General features: G+C 73.8%; 17 protein-coding genes. 6 read left to right on the plus strand and 11 right to left on the minus strand.

The genetic code is table 11. The annotated features are described in order from the left end of the window. Positions 1 to 44 precede the first annotated feature (44 nt). From ACMXGY_RS13165 to ACMXGY_RS13185, 5 genes are read left to right on the plus strand one after another with little or no spacing between them, the layout of a single operon-like run. Positions 45 to 1055: a metal ABC transporter substrate-binding protein gene (locus ACMXGY_RS13165; protein ID WP_483773440.1), complete on the plus strand. Its 1011-nt coding sequence runs from the start codon at positions 45 to 47 to the stop codon at positions 1053 to 1055. Then, entirely contained in the window at positions 1052 to 1882 is an 831-nt protein-coding gene (locus ACMXGY_RS13170) for a metal ABC transporter ATP-binding protein (protein ID WP_483773441.1), read from the plus strand. The genes ACMXGY_RS13165 and ACMXGY_RS13170 overlap by 4 nt, the downstream gene beginning before the upstream one ends. Beyond that, positions 1879 to 2844, plus strand: coding sequence for a metal ABC transporter permease (locus ACMXGY_RS13175; RefSeq protein WP_483773442.1), 966 nt, complete (start codon positions 1879 to 1881; stop codon positions 2842 to 2844). The genes ACMXGY_RS13170 and ACMXGY_RS13175 overlap by 4 nt, the downstream gene beginning before the upstream one ends. Then, on the plus strand, positions 2841 to 3230 hold the full coding sequence (locus ACMXGY_RS13180) for a Fur family transcriptional regulator (RefSeq protein WP_483773443.1): 390 nt from the start codon (positions 2841 to 2843) through the stop codon (positions 3228 to 3230). The genes ACMXGY_RS13175 and ACMXGY_RS13180 overlap by 4 nt, the downstream gene beginning before the upstream one ends. 3 nt (positions 3231 to 3233) lie before the next feature. Next, positions 3234 to 3743, plus strand: a complete 510-nt coding sequence (locus tag ACMXGY_RS13185; RefSeq protein ID WP_483773444.1) for a DedA family protein — start codon at positions 3234 to 3236, stop codon at positions 3741 to 3743. On the opposite strand, the gene ACMXGY_RS13190 is transcribed toward ACMXGY_RS13185, so the two are convergent. Beyond that, positions 3703 to 4455: a class I SAM-dependent methyltransferase gene (locus ACMXGY_RS13190; protein WP_483773445.1), complete on the minus strand. Its 753-nt coding sequence runs from the start codon at positions 4453 to 4455 to the stop codon at positions 3703 to 3705. The genes ACMXGY_RS13185 and ACMXGY_RS13190 overlap by 41 nt on opposite strands. Before the next feature lie 81 nt (positions 4456 to 4536). Between ACMXGY_RS13190 and ACMXGY_RS13195 the strand changes: the two genes are divergently transcribed. After that, positions 4537 to 5217 (plus strand): alpha/beta fold hydrolase, encoded by a 681-nt coding sequence (locus ACMXGY_RS13195; RefSeq protein ID WP_483773446.1) that lies wholly within the window; start codon positions 4537 to 4539, stop codon positions 5215 to 5217. 71 nt (positions 5218 to 5288) lie between these two features. On the opposite strand, the gene ACMXGY_RS13200 is transcribed toward ACMXGY_RS13195, so the two are convergent. From ACMXGY_RS13200 to ACMXGY_RS13245, 10 genes are all read right to left on the minus strand, one after another. After that, positions 5289 to 6092 carry an isoprenyl transferase gene (locus tag ACMXGY_RS13200; protein ID WP_483773447.1) on the minus strand — a complete coding sequence of 268 codons (804 nt, stop codon included), beginning with the start codon at positions 6090 to 6092 and terminating at the stop codon, positions 5289 to 5291. Further along, on the minus strand, positions 6092 to 6916 hold the full coding sequence (gene recO / locus ACMXGY_RS13205) for a DNA repair protein RecO (protein WP_483773448.1): 825 nt from the start codon (positions 6914 to 6916) through the stop codon (positions 6092 to 6094). The genes ACMXGY_RS13200 and recO overlap by 1 nt, the downstream gene beginning before the upstream one ends. A 558-nt stretch (positions 6917 to 7474) precedes the next feature. Continuing rightward, positions 7475 to 9253 (minus strand): 2-isopropylmalate synthase, encoded by a 1779-nt coding sequence (gene leuA / locus ACMXGY_RS13210; protein ID WP_483773449.1) that lies wholly within the window; start codon positions 9251 to 9253, stop codon positions 7475 to 7477. A gap of 191 nt (positions 9254 to 9444) precedes the next feature. Next, complete coding sequence (locus ACMXGY_RS13215) at positions 9445 to 11601, minus strand: DUF7937 domain-containing protein (protein WP_483773450.1); 2157 nt, start codon at positions 11599 to 11601, stop codon at positions 9445 to 9447. A 113-nt stretch (positions 11602 to 11714) separates the two neighbouring features. Continuing rightward, positions 11715 to 13187: an outer membrane protein assembly factor BamB family protein gene (locus tag ACMXGY_RS13220; RefSeq protein ID WP_483773451.1), complete on the minus strand. Its 1473-nt coding sequence runs from the start codon at positions 13185 to 13187 to the stop codon at positions 11715 to 11717. 44 nt (positions 13188 to 13231) lie between these two features. Then, positions 13232 to 14809 (minus strand): alpha/beta hydrolase family protein, encoded by a 1578-nt coding sequence (locus ACMXGY_RS13225; RefSeq protein WP_483773452.1) that lies wholly within the window; start codon positions 14807 to 14809, stop codon positions 13232 to 13234. Between the two features lie 95 nt (positions 14810 to 14904). After that, positions 14905 to 15855, minus strand: coding sequence for a GTPase Era (era, locus tag ACMXGY_RS13230; protein WP_483773453.1), 951 nt, complete (start codon positions 15853 to 15855; stop codon positions 14905 to 14907). After that, on the minus strand, positions 15852 to 17219 hold the full coding sequence (locus tag ACMXGY_RS13235) for a hemolysin family protein (RefSeq protein WP_483773454.1): 1368 nt from the start codon (positions 17217 to 17219) through the stop codon (positions 15852 to 15854). Before ACMXGY_RS13235 ends, era begins: the two co-directional genes overlap by 4 nt. Further along, the gene (gene ybeY / locus ACMXGY_RS13240) at positions 17216 to 17668 is read right to left on the minus strand and encodes an rRNA maturation RNase YbeY (RefSeq protein WP_483773455.1); all 453 of its coding nucleotides are present in this window, start codon (positions 17666 to 17668) and stop codon (positions 17216 to 17218) included. The genes ACMXGY_RS13235 and ybeY overlap by 4 nt, the downstream gene beginning before the upstream one ends. Then, positions 17665 to 18744 carry a PhoH family protein gene (locus tag ACMXGY_RS13245; RefSeq protein WP_483773456.1) on the minus strand — a complete coding sequence of 360 codons (1080 nt, stop codon included), beginning with the start codon at positions 18742 to 18744 and terminating at the stop codon, positions 17665 to 17667. Before ACMXGY_RS13245 ends, ybeY begins: the two co-directional genes overlap by 4 nt. Positions 18745 to 18860 lie beyond the last annotated feature (116 nt).

The following is an 18860-nucleotide window of genomic DNA, read 5'->3' on the forward strand; positions in this document are numbered from 1 at the left end:
GAACGGTTTTGACATCCATTCTCAAGAAGGCGGAGACTGGGGACATGCACCGCTCTCCCGCCCGGCGCCGTCGCGCGCTCACCACGTCAGCCGTCCTCGCCACGGCCGCGCTCGTCGCGGCATGCTCCCCCGGCGACTCCCCCGGCGACGGCGGGACGGGCGGCGGTGACGACGGGCGGCTCCAGGTGCTCGCGTCGTTCTACCCGCTGCAGTACGTCGTCGAGCAGGTCGGCGGGGAGCACGTCGACGTCGCCAACCTCACGCCGCCCGCGGCCGAGCCGCACGACCTCGAGCTCGCACCCGCCCAGGTCCGCTCGATCGGCGACGCGGACCTCGTCGTCTACCTCTCGGGCTTCCAGCCGGCCGTCGACGAGGGCATCGAGCAGCGCGCGCCCGAGCACGTGGTGGACGCCGCGGAGTCCGCGGGCCTCGAGGAGCACCCCGACGGCGGGTCGGACGAGCACGCCGGCGAGAGCGCCGAGGAGCACGCCGAGCACGCGGACGAGGAGGGCGCAGCGGACGACGGTCATGACCACGGACCGACCGACCCGCACTTCTGGCTCGACCCGACCCGGCTCGCGGCCGTCGGTGACGCCGTGGCCGAGGAGCTCTCGGCCATCGACCCCGACCACGCGGACGACTACACGGCCGGCGCCCAGGCCCTCACCGCGGACCTCGACGCGCTCGACGCCGAGTTCGCCGAGACGCTCGCACCGTGCACCGGGGCGACCCTCGTCACCTCCCACGAGGCGTTCGGCTACCTCGCGGAGCGCTACGACCTGCACCAGGTGGGCATCTCCGGCATCGACCCAGAGGCCGAGCCGTCGCCGGCGCGCCTGCGGGAGGTCGGCGAGGTCGTCGAGGAGAACGGCGTCACCACGCTGTTCTTCGAGACGCTCGTCAGCCCGAAGGTGACGCAGACCCTGGCCGACGACCTCGGGGTCGGGACCGCGCTGCTCGACCCGCTGGAGAGCCTCGCCGAGGGGGCGACGGACTACCGTGAGGTCATGGAGTCCAACCTCGACGCGCTCGCGTCCGGCCTCGTCTGCTCATGACGGACGCACCGGAGCTCGTCGCCGCGCGCGACCTGCACGTGACGCTCGGCGGGAGCGAGATCCTGCGCGGGATCGACCTGTCCGTCCGTGCGGGCGAGGTCGTCGCCCTGCTCGGCGCCAACGGGTCGGGCAAGTCCACCCTCGTGCGCGCGCTGGTGGGCATCGTCCCGCCCTCCCGCGGCTCCGTCGAGCTGTTCGGCACGCCGCTCGGCCCACGCCTCCCGTGGCAGCGCCTCGGGTACGTGCCGCAGCGCGTGGCCGCGCCGTCCGGCATGCCCTCGACCGCGTCCGAGGTCGTCGCGTCCGGTCTGCTCGGGGGCGGCAGGCTGCGCCTCCCGCGCGGCTGGCGCGACCGGACCGTCGAGGCGCTCGACCTCGTCGGGCTCGCCGACCGCACCGACGACTCGACCGCCGAGCTGTCCGGCGGCCAGCAGCAGCGCGTGCTCATCGCCCGCGCCCTCGTCCGCCGGCCGGACCTCCTCGTGCTCGACGAGCCCGTCGCGGGCGTCGACAAGGAGAGCCAGGAGGCGTTCGCCGCGACCATGACGCGGCTCGTCGACGACGGACTCACGGTCCTCGTCGTGCTCCACGAGCTCGGCGTCCTTGCACCGCTCATCGGGCGTGCGGTCGTCCTGCGGCACGGGCGCGTCGTGCACGACGGCGCCCCGCCCCGCGCGTCCTCGACGCACGCGGGTGCCACGCACCAGCACCTGCACCCGCACGAGCCCGCGGACGACGACGGCGCCCTCAGCGGCCCGTCGACCGGCCTCTCCGACACCCTGTACCCCGGCGTCGCCGCGGGTCGCACCCCCAGGAACGCCTCATGACCCTGTTCTCCGAGCTCTCCACGATGCTCACCGACCCGCTCATGCAGCGCGCGCTCGTCGCCGCGCTGCTCGTGGGCGTCAGCGCTCCGGTCGTGGGCACGTACCTCGTGCAGCGCAAGCTCTCGCTCCTCGGCGACGGGATCGGCCACGTCGCGCTCACCGGCGTCGCGCTCGGGTGGCTCGTCGGGGCGGCGATGGGCGTCGTGCCGAACGACGCGCTCGCGATCCCCGGTGCGGTCGTCGCGGCCGTCCTCGGCGCCGTCGCCATCGAGCTCGTGCGCGAGCGCGGCCGGACGAGCGGCGACCTCGCGCTCGCCCTGCTCTTCTACGGCGGCATCGCAGGCGGCGTCCTGCTCATCGGGCTGGCGGGGGGTTCCGCAGGCAGCCTCATGCAGTACCTGTTCGGCTCGATCTCGACCGTGACGTCGTCGGACCTCGTGCTCACGGTCGTCCTGAGCGCCGTCATCCTCCTCGTGGGCATCGGCCTGCGCGCGGCGCTGTTCTCCGTCAGCCACGACGAGGAGTTTGCGCGCGCCTCCGGCCTGCCGGTCCGCTCGCTGAACATCGCCGTCGCCGTCGTCGCGGCGCTCACCGTGACGGTGTCGATGCGCGTCGTCGGTCTCCTGCTCGTGAGCGCGCTCATGATCGTTCCCGTGGCCGTCGCGCAGCTCGTCACGCGCTCGTTCCGCCGCACGATGCTCGTCGCCTGCGTGGTCGGGGTGGTCGTGTGCGTCGTCGGCCTGTCGTTCACCTACTGGAACAACGTGTCGCCGGGCGCGACGATCGTCGTCCTCGCGATAGGGACCTACCTCGTCGTGGCCGCCCTGCGCCCGCTCTGGGTGCGCCGTCGGCCGCGCGTCGCGCGCGACCCCCACCCGGACATCCCCGACGACGTCGAGCTCGATCTCGTACCCTCGGGGGCCTCGAACCGCTCCACCGGAGGTGACACGTGCAGCGCATGACCCGGCAGCGCGCCGCCGTCTCGGACGCGCTGGAGGACCTCGACGACTTCCGCAGCGCCCAGCAGCTCCACGAGGTCCTGCGCACGCGCGGCGACAACGTGGGCCTCGCGACCGTGTACCGCACGCTGCAGAGCCTCGCCGACGGCGGCGACGTCGACGTCCTGCGCACCGAGGACGGCGAGAACCTGTACCGCCGGTGCGAGCGTCGCGAGCACCACCACCACCTCGTCTGCCGCTCGTGCGGCCGGACCGTCGAGATCGACGGGCCGACGGTCGAGGCCTGGGCGAACCAGGTCGGCACGTCGCACGGGTTCACGGAGATCCAGCACACGATCGAGCTGTTCGGCACGTGCGCGGGCTGCGCCCGCACCTCGGCACGGGACTGAGCCGTGCCCGACGCGCTCGACGGCGCCCCGTTCGCCGCGCTGTTCGCGTTCTTCTTCGCGGTCGTCCTCGTCCGGACTCAGGCGACGTACTGGATCGCCCGGCTCGTCACCGTGTGGACGCTCGACCGCACCCGTCCCGTCAGGCCGTGGGTCGCGCGCGTCCACGCGTGGCTGTCCGGCGACTCGACCGCACGGGGGGTCGCCGTCATCCGGCGCTGGGGGCTGCTCGCGGTCCCCGCGTCGTTCCTCGCCACCGGGACGAAGACCGTCGTCAACGCCGCGGCCGGCGTCGTGCGCATGCCCTTCGGGCGGTACCTCGTCGCGATGCTCGTCGGCTGCGCGATCCACGCGACGATCTACGCGAGCGTCGGGTGGGCCGTGTGGTCCGCTGCGATCGCCGCCGCGACCGGGTCGACGTGGGGGATCGCGACACTGGTCGTCCTCGTCGTGGGCATCGCCGTCCTGGTGATCGTCAGAGCGCGTCGACGCGCTCCAGCACGAGAAGCGGGGTGACGTAGTGCTCGACCACCCGGCCACCCAGGTCGCGCACGGCGCGGGACGCCTCGTTCGCCTCGTCGGCGCTCCAGTCGCTGAAGGTGGTGAACAGGTCGCGCACCTGCTCGGCGTCGAGCTCGACCGACCATCGGAACCGCTCGACGTGCGTCACGACGAAGAACCCGCCGTCGGTCAGGCGCTCCACCCAGGCGTCGTCGTCGAGCTCGCCGGGTCCCGGTCGTCCTGACCCGGCGTCCCGGCGGGTCACGATCCCTGAGATCCGTTCCCGGAACGGGGTGACGGCGGCGGACGGGTCGCCGTACGCGTTCCGCCACACGGCGAGGTGACCACCGGGCACCAGCGCGCGGTGGAGCTTCGGCAGCACGACGCCGAGGTCGAGCCAGTGCACCGCCGTGGCAGCGACGGCGAGGTCGAAGGCCCCGCTCGGCAGCGGGACGGACTCCGCTGTCCCGACGTGCACCGTCGCACCAGGGTGCCGCAGCCGGAGCCGATCGGCGAGCGCCGCACCGGGCTCGACCGCCGTGACCGAAGCGCCGGTCAGCAGCATCGGGCCGGTCGCCTGGCCCGTACCTGCGCCGAGCTCGATCACCCGCGTTCCCCGGTCCAGCAGCCCGAGCGCAGTCAGGCGGGCCCAGAGCCCGTCCGGGTAGGGCGGCCTGGCGCGGTCGTAGGCGTCGGCGTGGGCGTCGAAGTGCATCGGGTCGGGCACGTCGACGACCCTAGCCGCCCACGGTCGAGGCCCACGCTCCGTCGAGCGATGAGTTCGGGGTGCCGTACGCGTCGACACCCCATGACGACCTTCCTGCTCCTGCCGGGCGCGGGCGGCGACCCCGGCTACTGGTACCGGCTCGTCCCCGAGCTCGAGCGGCTCGGACACGTCGCGGTCCCCGTCGACCTGCCCCAGGACGACGAGGCCTACGCGTGGGCGGAGCTCACCGACGTCGCCGTCGCCACGCTGCACGATGCCGTCGGGCACGACGTAGGACCCGACCTCGTGGTCGTCGCGCAGTCGATGGGCGCGTACGTCGGGCCGCTCCTGTGCGGCCGGGAGCCCGTGCGCCTGCTCGTCCTGCTCAACCCCATGATCCCCGGGCCCGGCGAGACGGGCGCCGACTGGTGGCGCGCGACGGACCACGCCGCGAGGCGTTCGTCGGCAGGGCTCGGCCCGTTCGACCCGGTGGACGACTTCTTCCACGACGTGCCGCCCGACGTCGCGCAGCACGTGCTCGCCGTGGAGGACCGGTCGCCGTCGGAGCGCTCGTTCGCCGACCCGTGGCCCGCGACGAAGTGGCCCGACGTACCCACGGTCGTGCTCCAGGGGCGCGACGACCGGCTCTTCCCGCTCGCGTTCCAGCGCGCGGTAGCCCGCGAGCGTCTGGGCCTCGACGTCGAGGAGCTACCCGGCGGGCACCTCGTCGCTCTCAGCCGCCCCGCCGAGCTCGCCGCACGGCTCGACGCGCTCGCGCGCTGACGGCCACCCGGACCCGCAGGACCAGCCCGTCTCCGCGGTGGACCCGTCCGGCGCACCGTCCCGGGCGGCCGTCAGGCTCCTGACGCGGTCCCGACCGCGTCGACAGCGCCGCCGTAGCGGCGGTCGCGGCGTGCGTACTCCTCGACGGCACGCCACAGGTGGCGACGGTCGACGTCCGGCCACGGTTCCGGGAGGAACACCAGCTCCGCGTACGCCGCCTGCCAGAGCATGAAGTTCGACGTGCGCTGCTCGCCCGAGCTGCGCAGGAAGAGGTCGACGTCCGGCAGGTCCGGCTCGTCGAGGTACTTCTGGATCGTGCGCTCCGTGACCTTGCCCGGGTCGAGGCGCCCTGCGGCGACCTCCCGCGCGATCGCGGCCGCGGCGTCGGCGATCTCCGCCCGGCCGCCGTAGTTGACGCACATCGTCAACGTGCACACGTCGTTGTCCTTCGTCTGCTCCTCGGCGATCTCGAGCTCCTTGATCACCGACGTCCACAGTCGCGGTCGGCGCCCGGCCCAGCGCACGCGCACGCCCCACGAGTCCATCTCGTCGCGGCGGCGCCGGATCACGTCGCGGTTGAACCCCATGAGGAAGCGCACCTCCTCCGGCGAGCGCTTCCAGTTCTCCGTCGAGAACGCGTACGCCGACACGTGCTTCACGCCGATCTCGACGGCGCCCGCGACGACGTCGAGCAGCGCCGCCTCGCCCGCCTCGTGACCCGCCGTCCGCGGCAGCCCGCGCGCGTTCGCCCAGCGACCGTTGCCGTCCATGACGACCGCGACGTGCTGCGGGACGAACTGGGCGGGGATCGCCGGGGGGCGGGCACCGCTCGGGTGCGGGAACGGCGCGGCGTACGTCCGCCGGGTGCGGACCATCAGGCTTCCTGCCCGGCGCCGGTGACGGGCCCGCCGTCGAGGGCGGGGTGCGGGACGACGGCCGGTGCGGCGGGCACGTCCCGCTCCACCATGCGCAGTGATCGCAACGTTCTCTCCAGGTGGTATTGGCTGTAGGCGGCCACGAGGCCGCTCGCTTCCTTGCGGTGCCGCGCGTCGGAGGCGTCGGCGGTGTCCCACTCCCCCGCGAGGAGCGCGGCGAGGAGGACGAAGGTCTCGGGGGCGGGCGCCGTCGACCCGGGCGGGCGACAGCGCGAGCAGACCGCCCCGCCCTGCGCGACGGCGAACGACCGGTGCGGGCCCGGCTCCCCGCACCGCGCGCAGTCGACGAACGACGGCGCCCAGCCTGCGACGGCGAGCGCTCGCAGGAGGTACGAGTCGAGCACGAGCCCCGGAGCGTGGGCGTTCTCGGAGAGCGCGCGGAGCGCGCCGGCGAGGAGCCAGTACTGCTGGACGGCCGGCTCCCGCTCGTCCGCAACCAGCCGCTCCGCCGTCTCGAGCATCACCGTGCCCGCCGTGTAGAGCGAGTAGTCCTCGCAGATGCGCCGCGCGTACGGCCCGATGGTCTCCACCTGCGTCACCGTGTCGAGCGAGCGCCCCACGTAGAGCTGCACGTCCACCGCCATGAACGGCTCGAGCCGCGCCCCGAACCGCGACGACGTGCGCCGCACGCCCTTTCCCACCGCACGCACCTTCCCGTGCTCGCGCGTGAGGAGGGTGATGATGCGGTCCGCCTCGCCCAGCTTCTGGGCGCGCAGCACGATCGCGTCGTCTCGGTACAGGACCACGCCCCCATTGTCCGTCATCCCACCCACGTCCCCGCGCGCGGTGGTCGGGACGGCCCCGCATGGTCGGGTCCGCGCCGGGGGGCGGTCCATGCGCTCGAGTCGTCTTTCGCGACACGTGGTCGGGTCCGCGGTGGGGGCGGACCATGTGCTCGGACTGGCGCGCCGTCACCCTGGTTCGTTCGTCCTCGCTCCACGAGCGCGCCTTGACGTCCTTCGCACACGGCCCGCCCCCACCGCTCGTCCTGCCCGTCACCTTCCCGACGACGCAGGCCGAGTTCGCCCGCGCCTGCCCAGCCGCAGGCCGGGCAGAGCCGAGCCGCTCGGCGAGACGGGCGAGCCGGGCGAGCCGGGCGAGCCGACGACGGTCGGTGCGGGAACGACGTCGGGCAGGAGCGCCGCGAACGGCGAGACGAAGCCGGGTCGGGGCGGGTGGTGTGCGAAGGGCGTCAGAGCCGCGCTCCACACAGCGAGGACGAACGACCGGGGCGACGGCGCGGCAGCCCGAGCACACCACCCGCCTCGACCACCCGACCCGACCACGCGCGGCTCTCGGACAGCCGAGCGAGCACGGGACGGTCAGGCGGTGGTGCGCTCCGCTCGGTTGACCGCCGAGACGATCGCCTTGAGGGACGCCGTCGTGATCGACGGGTCGATGCCCACGCCCCAGAGGACGTCGTCGCCCACCTGGCACTCGACGTAGGCCGCGGCCGTGGCGTCGCCGCCCTCGGAGAGGGCGTGCTCCGCGTAGTCGAGGACCCGGACGTCGACGCCGACCTGGGCGATCGCGTCGACGAACGCGGCGACCGGGCCGTTGCCGGTGCCCTCGAGCGTCAGCTCCTCGCCGCGGTCGACGACGTCGACGCTCAGCGTGTCGGGTCCCACCTCGCTGGACGACGCGCGGGTCGCGCGCAGCTTGAGCCGACCCCACGGCTCCAGGCCGGAGCCCGGCTCGACGGGCAGGTACTCGTCGGAGAAGATCCGCCAGATGTCCTCGCCCGTGACCTCGGTGCCCTGCTGGTCGGTGTGCTGCTGGACCGCCTGGGAGAACTCGATCTGCAGCCGGCGGGGCAGGTCCAGGTGGCGTTCGTTCTTGAGCAGGTAGGAGATGCCGCCCTTGCCGGACTGGGAGTTGACGCGGATGACGGCCTCGTACGAGCGGCCGACGTCCTTGGGGTCGATCGGCAGGTACGGGACGGCCCACACGAGCTCGTCGACAGTCTTCCCCTCGGCCTCGGCGCGGACGGCCATCGCGTCGAAGCCCTTCTTGATGGCGTCCTGGTGCGAGCCGGAGAACGCGGTGAAGACGAGGTCGCCGGCGTACGGGTGGCGCTCGGGCACGCCGAGCTGGTTGCAGTACTCCACGGTGCGGCGCACGTGGTCGATGTCGGAGAAGTCGATCTGCGGGTCGACGCCCTGGCTGAACAGGTTCATGCCCAGCGTCACCAGGCACACGTTGCCGGTGCGCTCGCCGTTGCCGAACAGGCAGCCCTCGATGCGGTCCGCGCCGGCCTGGTAGCCGAGCTCGGCGGCGGCGACGGCGGTGCCGCGGTCGTTGTGCGGGTGCAGCGACAGCACGACGTTCTCGCGGTGGTTCAGGTGCCGGTTCATCCACTCGATCGAGTCGGCGTAGACGTTGGGCGTCGCCATCTCGACCGTCGCGGGCAGGTTGATGATGACCTTGCGGTCGGGCGTCGGCTCGAAGACCTCCAGCACCTCGTTGCAGATGCGGGCGGCGAACTCGAGCTCGGTGCCGGTGTAGGACTCCGGCGAGTACTCGTAGTAGACGGTGGTCTCGGGAACCGTCTCCTCGAACTTCTTGCACAGTCGCGCGCCGTCGACCGCGATCGCGATGATGCCGTCCTCGTCGGAGCGGAACACGACCTCGCGCTGCAGGACCGACGTCGAGTTGTACAGGTGCACGATCGCCTGCTTCGCACCCTTGATCGCCTCGTAGGTGCGGGCGATGAGGTGCTCGCGGGACTGTGTCAGGACCTGGATCACGACGTCGTCGGGGATGCGGTCCTCCTCGATGAGCATCCGGACGAAGTCGAAGTCGGTCTGCGAGGCCGACGGGAAGCCGACCTCGATCTCCTTGTAGCCCATCTCCACGAGCAGCTCGAACATGCGCAGCTTGCGCTCGGGGTTCATCGGCTCGATGAGGGCCTGGTTGCCGTCGCGCAGGTCGACGGCGCACCAGCGCGGGGCCTTCTCGATGCGCTTGTCCGGCCACGTGCGGTCCGGGACGGAGACCTCGATCTGGCGGTGGAACGGCTGGTACTTGTGGATCGGCATGCCCGACGGCTGCTGCGGGTTCGCGCTGGTGGCGTCGGTGACGGGTGCGGGGGTCGAGTTCATCGTGGGTCCTTCGTCGTCGTCCTGATCGGTGTCAGCCGGCACACCAACCACCGCGACGAGGAACCGGCTAGAGAGCCTCGCCGCGGCAACGAAGGAGGAGCTGCCGCTTCAGGTGCACGTCGCCACTGTACCCCGCCGTCGTGCCCGGGTGCGGGACGTCCAGCACCCGGGCACGACGGAGGTCGGGTCCGTCAGCCGCGCCGCGACCGCAGCGCGGCGTCCACGGCGGGGTCGCCGAGGTTGCCGAGCCACTCGAGCAGCGCCGGGTAGGTCGACGGGTTCGCCGCGACCTGCGGGCGCAGGTGCGGGGCGTCCTGGACGATCTGCGCGAGAACCTCGAGCGGGGTCGACGGGTCGAGTGCCTGGGCCGCCGTGAAGCCGGCCGGCTGGGCGGGAGCCGTCGGCTGCTGCTGCACCGGGCCGGTCTGCGGCGCGTACCCCTGCCCGGCCTGCGGGCCGTGGCCGGGCTGGGCGTAGCCCGGCTGCGCGTACCCGGGCTGCGCGTAGCCCGGCTGGGCGTACCCCGGCTGGGCCGGCGAGGCCGTCGTCGGCTGAGGGCCGGTCCCGGGGTTGCTCTCGTCGTACGCGGGCATGACGGCGGTCGTCGAGCTGTCCGGGGGCGTGAGCCCGGGACGCGCGGCGTAGCCGCTGCGCTCCGGCTCGACCGTCTGGACCGGCAGGACCTCGGTCGAGTCGCCGCCGGGAGCCCAGCGCGCGGTACCTGCGCTCGGCTGGGCATGCTCCGGTCCTCCGGAGGCCCCGGCGGGCGTCTGGCCGTGAGCGACGGGCGCCGGGCCGTAGCCGGCGGGCGCCGGGCCGTAGCCGGCGGGCGCCGGGCCGTACCCGGCGGGCGCAGTGGTGCTCGGGGCCGGGCGGGCCGGCTTGGGGGCCGGCGGCTGCCAGACGTAGGCACGCGCGGCCTCGCCCGCCGTCGCGACGGGGACCGGCCGGTGTTCCGCGAAGTAGGCGCGGATCTCGCGCGGCACGGTGAGCGCACCCACCACGAGCAGCGGCAGGCCGAAGGCCAGGAGCACGTGCTCGACACCGCCCCCGAGGACGACCCGGTTCGACGTGACGACGAGCAGGACGATCCCGAGCAGCGCCACGACGCCCGCGGCACCGAGCGCGAGCGGACGACCGGTCGCCGAGTCGCGCACGAGGGAGCGGCGCGCGACGAGCGCGACGACCGCGGCCAGCACGCCCACGACGACGGCGAGGACGACGGGCACGTCCCGGAACCCGTTGGCGAGCGTGAGCACCGCGCTCACGGCGACATAGCCGGCGACCACCATGACGAGGTCGAGAGCGTTCACCGCGACGCGCACCCAGGTCGTGACGGCCTCGGCCGGGGACATCGCGCGGCGCACCGCCGGCGACGCCGCGACGGCCGCGAGCGCCGGCACGAGGACGAGCCCGAACCGGCCCGTGTGCGTGCTCTCGATGGCCGCCAGGCCGTTATTGCCGGAGCCCAGGACGAAGGCCACGGCCAGCATGACGCCGAGCGCGACGAGCGTGAGCCGCGCCGCCTCCGAGCGCCGCCACGTCCCGTACGTCGGCAGGCCGACGAGCGCGAGCAGGAACAGCGCGGAGACCAGGACGGCGAGGACGAACAGCGCCCCCTCGGGGCGCACCCCCGTGACCGTGAGGATGATCGTCAGCAGGACGGAGACGACGAGGACGCCGGACAGCACCAGCAGCGCCTGCATCCACCGTGACGTGACGGCGCGGTCGACGTCCTGCGGCCCGAGCTCGCTCTGGCGCGGCTGCGCGGCGAGCACCGCACCGGCAAGACCCAGCGCGGCAGCGGCTCCGAGCCCGCCCCAGCCGTCGCCCAGGTCCCCGCCGCCGACGACGTCCACGACGAGGTAGATCGCGACGAGCAGCGCGTACGGCGCGTTCGCGAGGAGCCGCACACGACGCGTGGTGTGCACGGTCCACGAGGTCGGGAGCACCCCGGTCCGCGCGAGGTACGGGAGCGCGAGGGTGAGGAGCGAGAGGATCGTCAGGAGCACGACCTCGACCTTGTCGGACGCCCGGTGGGCGACGTCCCACGGCAGCGCGAGCGAGACGAGGAGCAGGAGTGCCGCGACCCCGTCGCGCACGTAGTCGCTCACGGGGATGCCCACGAAGGGCGACACCGCGCCGGGCTCGGTGCCGGGCTCGCCGGCCGCCGTCTGCGGCGCGGGCCGAGGGTCGGCGCCCGCCGCGTCGCCCGCGGCCGCCTGCTCGTCGGTGCCCGGGGTCTCTCCGGTCGTGGAGTCGTCGCCACCCGTCACCCTGCGGTCGGGCGTCGTCCCCGGCCCCGAACCCGCGTGCGGCTCCTCGGCCGCTCCGGTCTGGTTGGTCATCCTGCACTCCCTACGCTGTCGCGTCACGCACGCACGCACGCACGCCGGGCCACGAGGCCCCGACCGTTTCTACCGGTTCATCACGTCCGGCTCAAGCGGCCACGCGGCGCACGTCACGACACGGCCGTCAACCGGTCGCCGTCGAGGAGGAAGAGACGGCCCTCGACGGCGAGCACCTGGAAGGTGTCCTCGGGCGGGTTCCACCGCCACTCCACGGTCCCGTCGTCGAGCGCGACCGACACGATCCCCGGGTTCCCGGCGCGGTCACGCTCCGTGACGAACAACGACTCGCCGTCCGTCAGCACGGGCCACGTGCTCCCCTCCTCCAGGTCGAGGGACCACGCCTGCTCGCCGGTGCGCGCGTCGACGCTCCGGAACGACGAGTCCGTCTGCACGACGACGCGCCCGTCGACGCGCGCCACGGCCCGGAGACCCGCTCCGGGGAGCACCCAGAGCTGCGACCCCGTGGCGGCGTCGACGCCGACGACGCTGCCGAACGTGTTGGTCAGGATGACGCCGGGGACGGACCCGTCGGACAACGGGGTCTCCAGCACGCGGCCCCTGATGCGGAAGGCCGGGTCACCCGCCGAGGTGAAGACGGTCGCGGTGCCGCGGCCGTACTCGTTGCCGACGTAGCGCCCGTCCTGCAGCCGCACGATCGTCCAGACGTCGTTGTCGACGAGCGGGACGCCGTCCTCGGTGAGCACCGCGGTGACCCCGGGTGCGAGGACGTCGACGACCCCGCGCGACACGTCGACGACGACGTCACCGCCCTGTGCGGGTCCGTCCTGCTCGAACGCGCGCTCCCAACGCGGCTCGCCCGACGCCGCGTCCTCCCGCGCGACGACGACCTTCCCCCCACGCCACCATGCGCGCACGAGGTCCGTCGAGCCGATCGGCACGACCGACCGTCCCGCCGTCTCGACGACGCGCTCACCGAGCACGTCCCCGGTCGTCGAGCTGACCGTGGTCACGCGCGCCACCTGCTCGCGCCACCCGGCAGGGGTGACGCAGACGACGACGTCGCTCGGGCGCTGGTCGGGGCCGGGCAGGCAGCTCGTCCGGTCGCCGAGCGGCTCGGTCCGCCACAGCACGGCGCCGTCGTCGACGCCGTACGCGGTGAGACCGTCGTCGAGCACGACGACAGCGCCGGGGGCGGGGACGACGCCTGCGCCGGGCGTGACGGGGACCGACCACTGCGGGACCGGGGGTTGCTCGAGGGGCCGCAGACCACCCGGCAGCGTCGTGACGTCGAGCGGGCGGGCCTGCTCCAGGGACGCCGTGACGGCGAAGGACCCGGCGAACGCGACCGACACGGCCGCGACCACCCAGGGCAGCGGGTGGGCGAACCACGGCCGGGCGCCCGCCGGGCCGTGGTCGCTCGACGGTCCGGACGCCGTCGACGCGTGCCGCGGTGCGCCGGGGTCGTCGAACTGGGCGTCGAACCGCGCGTCGCTGCGCGCGTCGGGCGGGAGCAGCTCGAAGCTCAGGGACCCCGCCCGTGCGGCCGCGCCGTCGGACGTCGGCTCGTGGGCGCTGCGCCCCTCCCGAGCCGCCCGGCCGTGCGCGAGCCACCGGCGCCTCACCGTTCCACTGTAGGCAGGCCGGACGCACCGCGCCCCGCGAGAGGTCAGATGCCGAGCTGGTACACGCCCCAGTACGCGAGGATCACGAGGAGGACGGCCGAGCCGACGACGACGCACCACAGCATGATCCGCGTCGCGACGTCCGGCGCGACGCGGACGACGGCCGCGCGCTCGCCGTCGACGACGTGCCGCGGGTCGTCGGCCAGGGCCCTGCGGGAGGCCCGGACGTCCGCGGACCGGTTGAGGAGCAGCGCCGCCGCGACGAGCGTCGCCAGCCCGAGGAGGCGCACCGCGACCCAGCCGCCCTGCACGACCCACGCGTCCTTCTCGTAGTCCAGCGCGAGCCGCGCGACCGCCACGAGGTACACGACGAGGCCGACGGTCGAGGCGGCGGCGCCGGCGCCGAGCCCGACCAGCGGACCGCGGAACCCAGGGGCGAGCCCGGACGGTGCCGTGGGCCTGCCGGCGACGCGGCGGAGCCGTCGCACCAGCCCTACGGCGAGCCGCACGAGCGGTCCGACGACCAGGAGCGCTCCCGCCACGACGACGAGCGCGACGAGCAGGTCGCCGTTGCCCAGCCACCGCGGCGTCGGGACGGGGCCCGCGAGGAACTGCTGGCTCGGCTGCGCGCCGGCGATCTGCGGCAGCGCGGTGGCGCTGTCGGGCAGCGAGGTGACCCACGCGGCGGCGTCGCGCGGGAAGTCGGGCACGAGGACGTCGTCGATCTTGATGCCGTGGTTGGCACCCTCGTAGTAGCGGACCGTCACGTCCGCCCCCGGGGTCGACGCGGTCGCGTCGAGGATCTGGCGCGCGCCCTGCTCGACGGGCATCGACGGGTCGGCGGTGCCGTAGACGACGAGGACCGGCTGCGTGAGCTCCTCGAGGTACGGCTCGACGTCGAAGTCCGCGTACTCGAAGCCTCCGCCCGGGATGGCCATCCCCACGGCACGGGGGATGGCGCGGAACACGCCGTGCGGGACCTCGGTGTTGCGCAGGTAGCTGTCGACCGCGAAGGCGGCCTGCTGGCGCGGCGGGACGACGGGCGCGGAGACCAGGACCGTGAACGCGATCGTCGGGTCGTCGGCCGCCATGACGGGCACGATCCACGTGCCCTCGGACTCGCCGTAGAGACCGACGCGCTCGGGGTCGACGCCCGGGCGGGCGCGCAGGAGCTCGACCGACCGGGCGTAGTCGCGCGCCATGGCGCCGTAGTCGCGATGCCGCGTCGTGTACGTGTCGAGGCGCTTGTCGGGGACGAGCGTCACGACGCCTGCGCTCGCGAGGTCGGCCGCGACGTCGACGAACGCCTCGGTCGCGAGCCCGGTCCCGGCGCCGTGCACGAAGACGACGCCCGCCAGGTCGTCGCCCGCGCCGACGGGCTCGCGCAGGACGCCCCCGACGGTCGCGCCGTCGAGCCTGACCGTCACGTCGGTCTCACGCACCTCGTAGGTCCCGACGGGGTCGGCCCCGCCGGGGGGCTGCCCGCCGATCGTCGTGTCGGGCGTCGCGGGTTCGAGGTGCTCGGTGACGGGCACCGGGTCCCACTGGGGGCCGGTGACCGCACCGACGATCGCGAGCACGACCGCGAGGGCGGCCGTCGTCGCTGCGGTCCGGAAGATCACCGGGGAATCGTACGTCGCGCGTCGTCCGCCGGTCCCTGGTGCGGTCCCCAGAGCCCGTCGGGGGCTGACCCCCGGGCGGGCCGTGCGGGGCGTCGTCAGAACCCGAGCCGGTGGAGCTGCTTGGGGTCGCGCTGCCAGTCCTTGGCGACCTTGACGTGCAGGTCGAGGTAGACGCGCGCGCCCAGCAGCGCCTCGATGCCCTGGCGGGCCCGCGTGCCGACGTCGCGCAGGCGCGACCCCCCGCGGCCGATGACGATCGCCTTCTGCGAGTCGCGCTCGACGAAGAGGTTGACGCGGACGTCGAGCAGGGGCGGCCGGCCCGTCGACTCGTCCCCGCTGCCCTCGCGCGGGAGGATCTCCTCGACCTGCACGGCGAGCGAGTGCGGCAGCTCGTCGCGCACGCCCTCGAGCGCGGCCTCCCGCACGAGCTCGGCGACCATGACGGCCTCGGGCTCGTCGGTGAGCTCCCCGCCGGGGTAGAGCTCGGGACCCTCGGGCAGGTGGGAGACGAGCACGTCCGCGAGCACGTCCACCTGGTAGCCGTCCTGCGCCGAGACCGGCACGATGTCCGCCCAGCCCCCGGCCTGCTCCCCGAGCCGGTCGACCGAGAGCAGGTGGGCGGCGAGCGTCCCGCGGTCCACGAGGTCGGCCTTGGTGACCACGGCGACCACGGGTGTCCCCCGCCGCCCCCGCATGAGGTCGGCGAGCTCGTTCGCGATGAACCGGTCGCCCGGGCCCACCTTCTGGTCCGCGGGCAGGCAGAACGCGATGACGTCGACCTCGGTGAGCGTGCCGCGCACGAGGTCGTTCAGGCGCTCGCCCAGCAGGGTGCGCGGGCGGTGCAGTCCGGGGGTGTCGACGAGCACGAGCTGCGCGTCGGGCCGGTGGACGATCCCGCGGATCGTGTGCCGCGTGGTCTGCGGGCGGCCCGACGTGATGGCGACCTTCTGGCCCACGAGGGCGTTGGTCAGCGTCGACTTGCCCGCGTTGGGACGCCCGACGAAGCAGGCGAACCCGGAGCGGTGCTCGGGAGGTGTGGTGCTCACGGGGCGTCCTTCGAGGTCGGGAGAGCGGAACGGTGGCGCGTGGCGCCGGAGGGTCGGGTGTCGTCGGGGACCGGGGCGGGCTGGACGTCGACGGGAGCGTCCGCAGGGGTCTCGGTCGGGGCTGTACGGGCCACGAGCACCGTCGCGAGCTGCTTGCGCCGCCCCTGCACGCGGTCGGCCTCGAGCCGCAGACCGTGCACCACGGCCGCGGACCCGGGCAGCGGGACCTTGCCGAGCGCCTTCGCGAGCAGGCCGCCCACCGTGTCCACGTCGTCGTCGTCCAGGTCGAGGCCGAAGAGCTCGCCCAGCTCGTCCACGCCCAGCCGGGCGGGCACGCGCAGGACGCCCTCGCCGAGGTCCTCGACCTCGGGCTCGGGGCGGTCGTGCTCGTCCGTGAGCTCGCCGACGATCTCCTCGAGCGCGTCCTCGATCGTCACGAGGCCGGCGACCCCGCCGTACTCGTCGACGACCATCGCGATGTGCGACGAGGACGCCTGCATCTCGCGCAGCAGGTCGTCCACCGGCTTGGACTCGGGGACGAAGATGGCGGGGCGCGCTACGTCGCCCACGGGCCGCGCGTCCGCGTCCGGACCCTCCTGGAGCACGCGCACGACGTCCTTGAAGTAGGCGACGCCCACGAGATCGTCGGCCGACGTGCCCGTGACGGGGACGCGGGAGAAGCCGGAGCGCAGGAAGAGCGACAGCGTCTTGCGCAGCGGCGTGTCGCTCGGGGTCGTGATCATGTCCGTGCGCGGGACCATGACCTCGCGCGTCAGGGTGCTGCCGAGCTCGAACACCGACCGGATGAGCTCGCGGTCCTCCTCCTCGATGACCTCGGACTCGTTGACGCGGTCGACCATGTCCTGCAGCTCGCGCTGGTGGGCGGCGGAGTCCGGCGCCGGCGCGACGCGCGTCAGCCACCGGGTCGCCGCGACGACCCCCGTGAGCAGACCCGACAGCGCGAGCAGCACCCGCACCGCGTGGCGACGGCCGAGCGAACGAGGGCTGACCCGCACGACGAGCAGCCCGACGACGACGCTCACCGCGAGCGCGACGAGCAAGACCTGCCACCAGGGCTCGAGCCAGGCCGCGACCAGCAGCGTGAGGCACGTGATCGACGCGACCTCCGCGACGACCCGCGCGAAGCCCACCGAGCGCGCCGTCACGACCGGGTCGGCGAGCAGCGCGAGCGCCCGACGCCCGCCCGGACGCGTCGAGCCCGACGCGTCGAGCCCGCCGGTCGCCTCGACGACGGCGGCGCGCGTCACGCGCAGCACCGCCGCCTCGCCCGCGCTCAGCGCGGCCGCGAGCGCGACCGTGAGCACGGTCAGCGCCGCGAGCAGTGCGACCGGTTCGCCGCTCACCGGCCCGCGAGGAAGGTCAGGAGCAGCTTGCGCTGCAGCGCGAACATCTCCTTCTCCTCCTCCGGCTCGGCGTGGTCGTAGCCGAGGAGGTGGAGGATGCCGTGCGTCGTGAGCAGCAGCATCTCCTCCGCGGTCGAGTGCCCCGCGGCGAGCGCCTGCTGCGCCGCGACCTCCGGGCACAGCACGACGTCACCGAGCTGGCCCGGCCCGGAGACCTCGCCGTCGCGGCCGGGCCGCAGCTCGTCCATGGGGAAGGAGAGCACGTCGGTCGGTCCCGGCTCGTCCATCCAGCGCACGTGCAGCTCGCTCATCACGTCGGTGTCGACGAAGAGGACGGAGAGCTCGCTCTGCGGGTGCACGCGCATCGCGTCGAGCACGAAGCGCGCGAGCGCCGCGAACTCGGCCTCGTCGACCTCTGCCTCGGTCTCGTTGTTGACCTCGATGCTCACGTGTCGGTCCTCGCCCGTCGGTTCCGGTCCGCGGTCCGTCCGCGGTGGTCGTCGTCACGGCGCCTCGACGGCGCGCCGGCCGCGACGTCCCACCGTGCGTACGCGTCGATGATGTCGCTCACGAGCCGGTGCCGCACCACGTCCGACGACGTGAGCCGGCAGAACTCGACGTCGTCCACGCCGGTGAGCACGTCCTCGATGACGCGCAGGCCGGAGGGGGTGCCGCCCGGCAGGTCGACCTGCGTCGCGTCGCCCGTGATGACCATGCGGGAGCCGAAGCCCAGGCGCGTGAGGAACATCTTCATCTGCTCGGACGTCGTGTTCTGCGCCTCGTCGAGGATGATGAACGAGTCGTTGAGCGAACGCCCGCGCATGAAGGCCAGCGGTGCGACCTCGATCGTGCCTGCGTCGATGAGCTTGGGGATCGTGTCCGGGTCGATCATGTCGTGCAGCGCGTCGTACAGCGGTCGCAGGTACGGGTCGATCTTCTCCGTGAGCGAGCCGGGCAGGAACCCGAGCCGCTCCCCCGCCTCGACCGCCGGGCGCGTGAGGATGATCCGGTTGACCTGCTTGGACTGCAGCGCCTGCACGGCCTTGGCCATCGCGAGGTACGTCTTGCCGGTACCCGCCGGGCCGATGCCGAACGTGATGGTGTTCGCGTCGATCGCCTCGACGTAGCGCTTCTGGCCGACGGTCTTGGGCCGGATCGTCCGCCCGCGGCTCGAGAGGATGTTGAGCGTCAGGACCTCGGCGGGGCGCGACGCGGTCGCGGCGGTCAGCATCGCGATCGACCGGGCGACGACGTCCGCGCTGAGCTGTGTCCCCGCCTCGACGACCTCGACGAGCTCGTCGAGCAGCCGGGACGCGAGCGCGACGTCACCGGGAGGTCCGGTCACCGCGATCTCGTTGCCGCGCACGTGCACGTCCACGCTGGGGAAACCGGACTCGACCGCCCTCAGGACGGAGTCGCCGCTGCCGAGGAGCGCGACCATCGGCACGTGCGCGGGGATGACGATGCGGTGCTCGACCCGGTGCTCGGCGGGCCTGGGGTCGGGTTCTCGGGAGAGGGATGTCATGAGCCGGCTTGCGCCGCTGCGCTCCTTCGTCGGGCAGGTAATGGCGACCAGGGCGGCAGGGCCCCGGAACCCGACCATCCTACCGAGCGGGACCCGGCCCCACACTCCCTTTCGCG

This window comes from Cellulosimicrobium sp. G4 BAM 1002 (genome assembly GCF_057126935.1).

Bases quoted from the DNA above. Each gene is read 5' to 3' on its own strand.
- ACMXGY_RS13170 (WP_483773441.1), top strand. From the start codon at position 1,052: ATGACGGACGCACCGGAGCTCGTCGCCGCGCGCGACCTGCACGTGACG.
- ACMXGY_RS13215 (WP_483773450.1), bottom strand. From the start codon at position 11,601: ATGACCAACCAGACCGGAGCGGCCGAGGAGCCGCACGCGGGTTCGGGG.
- ACMXGY_RS13175 (WP_483773442.1), top strand. From the start codon at position 1,879: ATGACCCTGTTCTCCGAGCTCTCCACGATGCTCACCGACCCGCTCATG.
- ACMXGY_RS13180 (WP_483773443.1), top strand. From the start codon at position 2,841: ATGACCCGGCAGCGCGCCGCCGTCTCGGACGCGCTGGAGGACCTCGAC.
- ACMXGY_RS13195 (WP_483773446.1), top strand. From the start codon at position 4,537: ATGACGACCTTCCTGCTCCTGCCGGGCGCGGGCGGCGACCCCGGCTAC.
- ACMXGY_RS13245 (WP_483773456.1), bottom strand. From the start codon at position 18,744: ATGACATCCCTCTCCCGAGAACCCGACCCCAGGCCCGCCGAGCACCGG.
- leuA (WP_483773449.1), bottom strand. From the start codon at position 9,253: ATGAACTCGACCCCCGCACCCGTCACCGACGCCACCAGCGCGAACCCG.
- ACMXGY_RS13165 (WP_483773440.1), top strand. From the start codon at position 45: ATGCACCGCTCTCCCGCCCGGCGCCGTCGCGCGCTCACCACGTCAGCC.
- recO (WP_483773448.1), bottom strand. From the start codon at position 6,916: ATGACGGACAATGGGGGCGTGGTCCTGTACCGAGACGACGCGATCGTG.
- ACMXGY_RS13200 (WP_483773447.1), bottom strand. From the start codon at position 6,092: ATGGTCCGCACCCGGCGGACGTACGCCGCGCCGTTCCCGCACCCGAGC.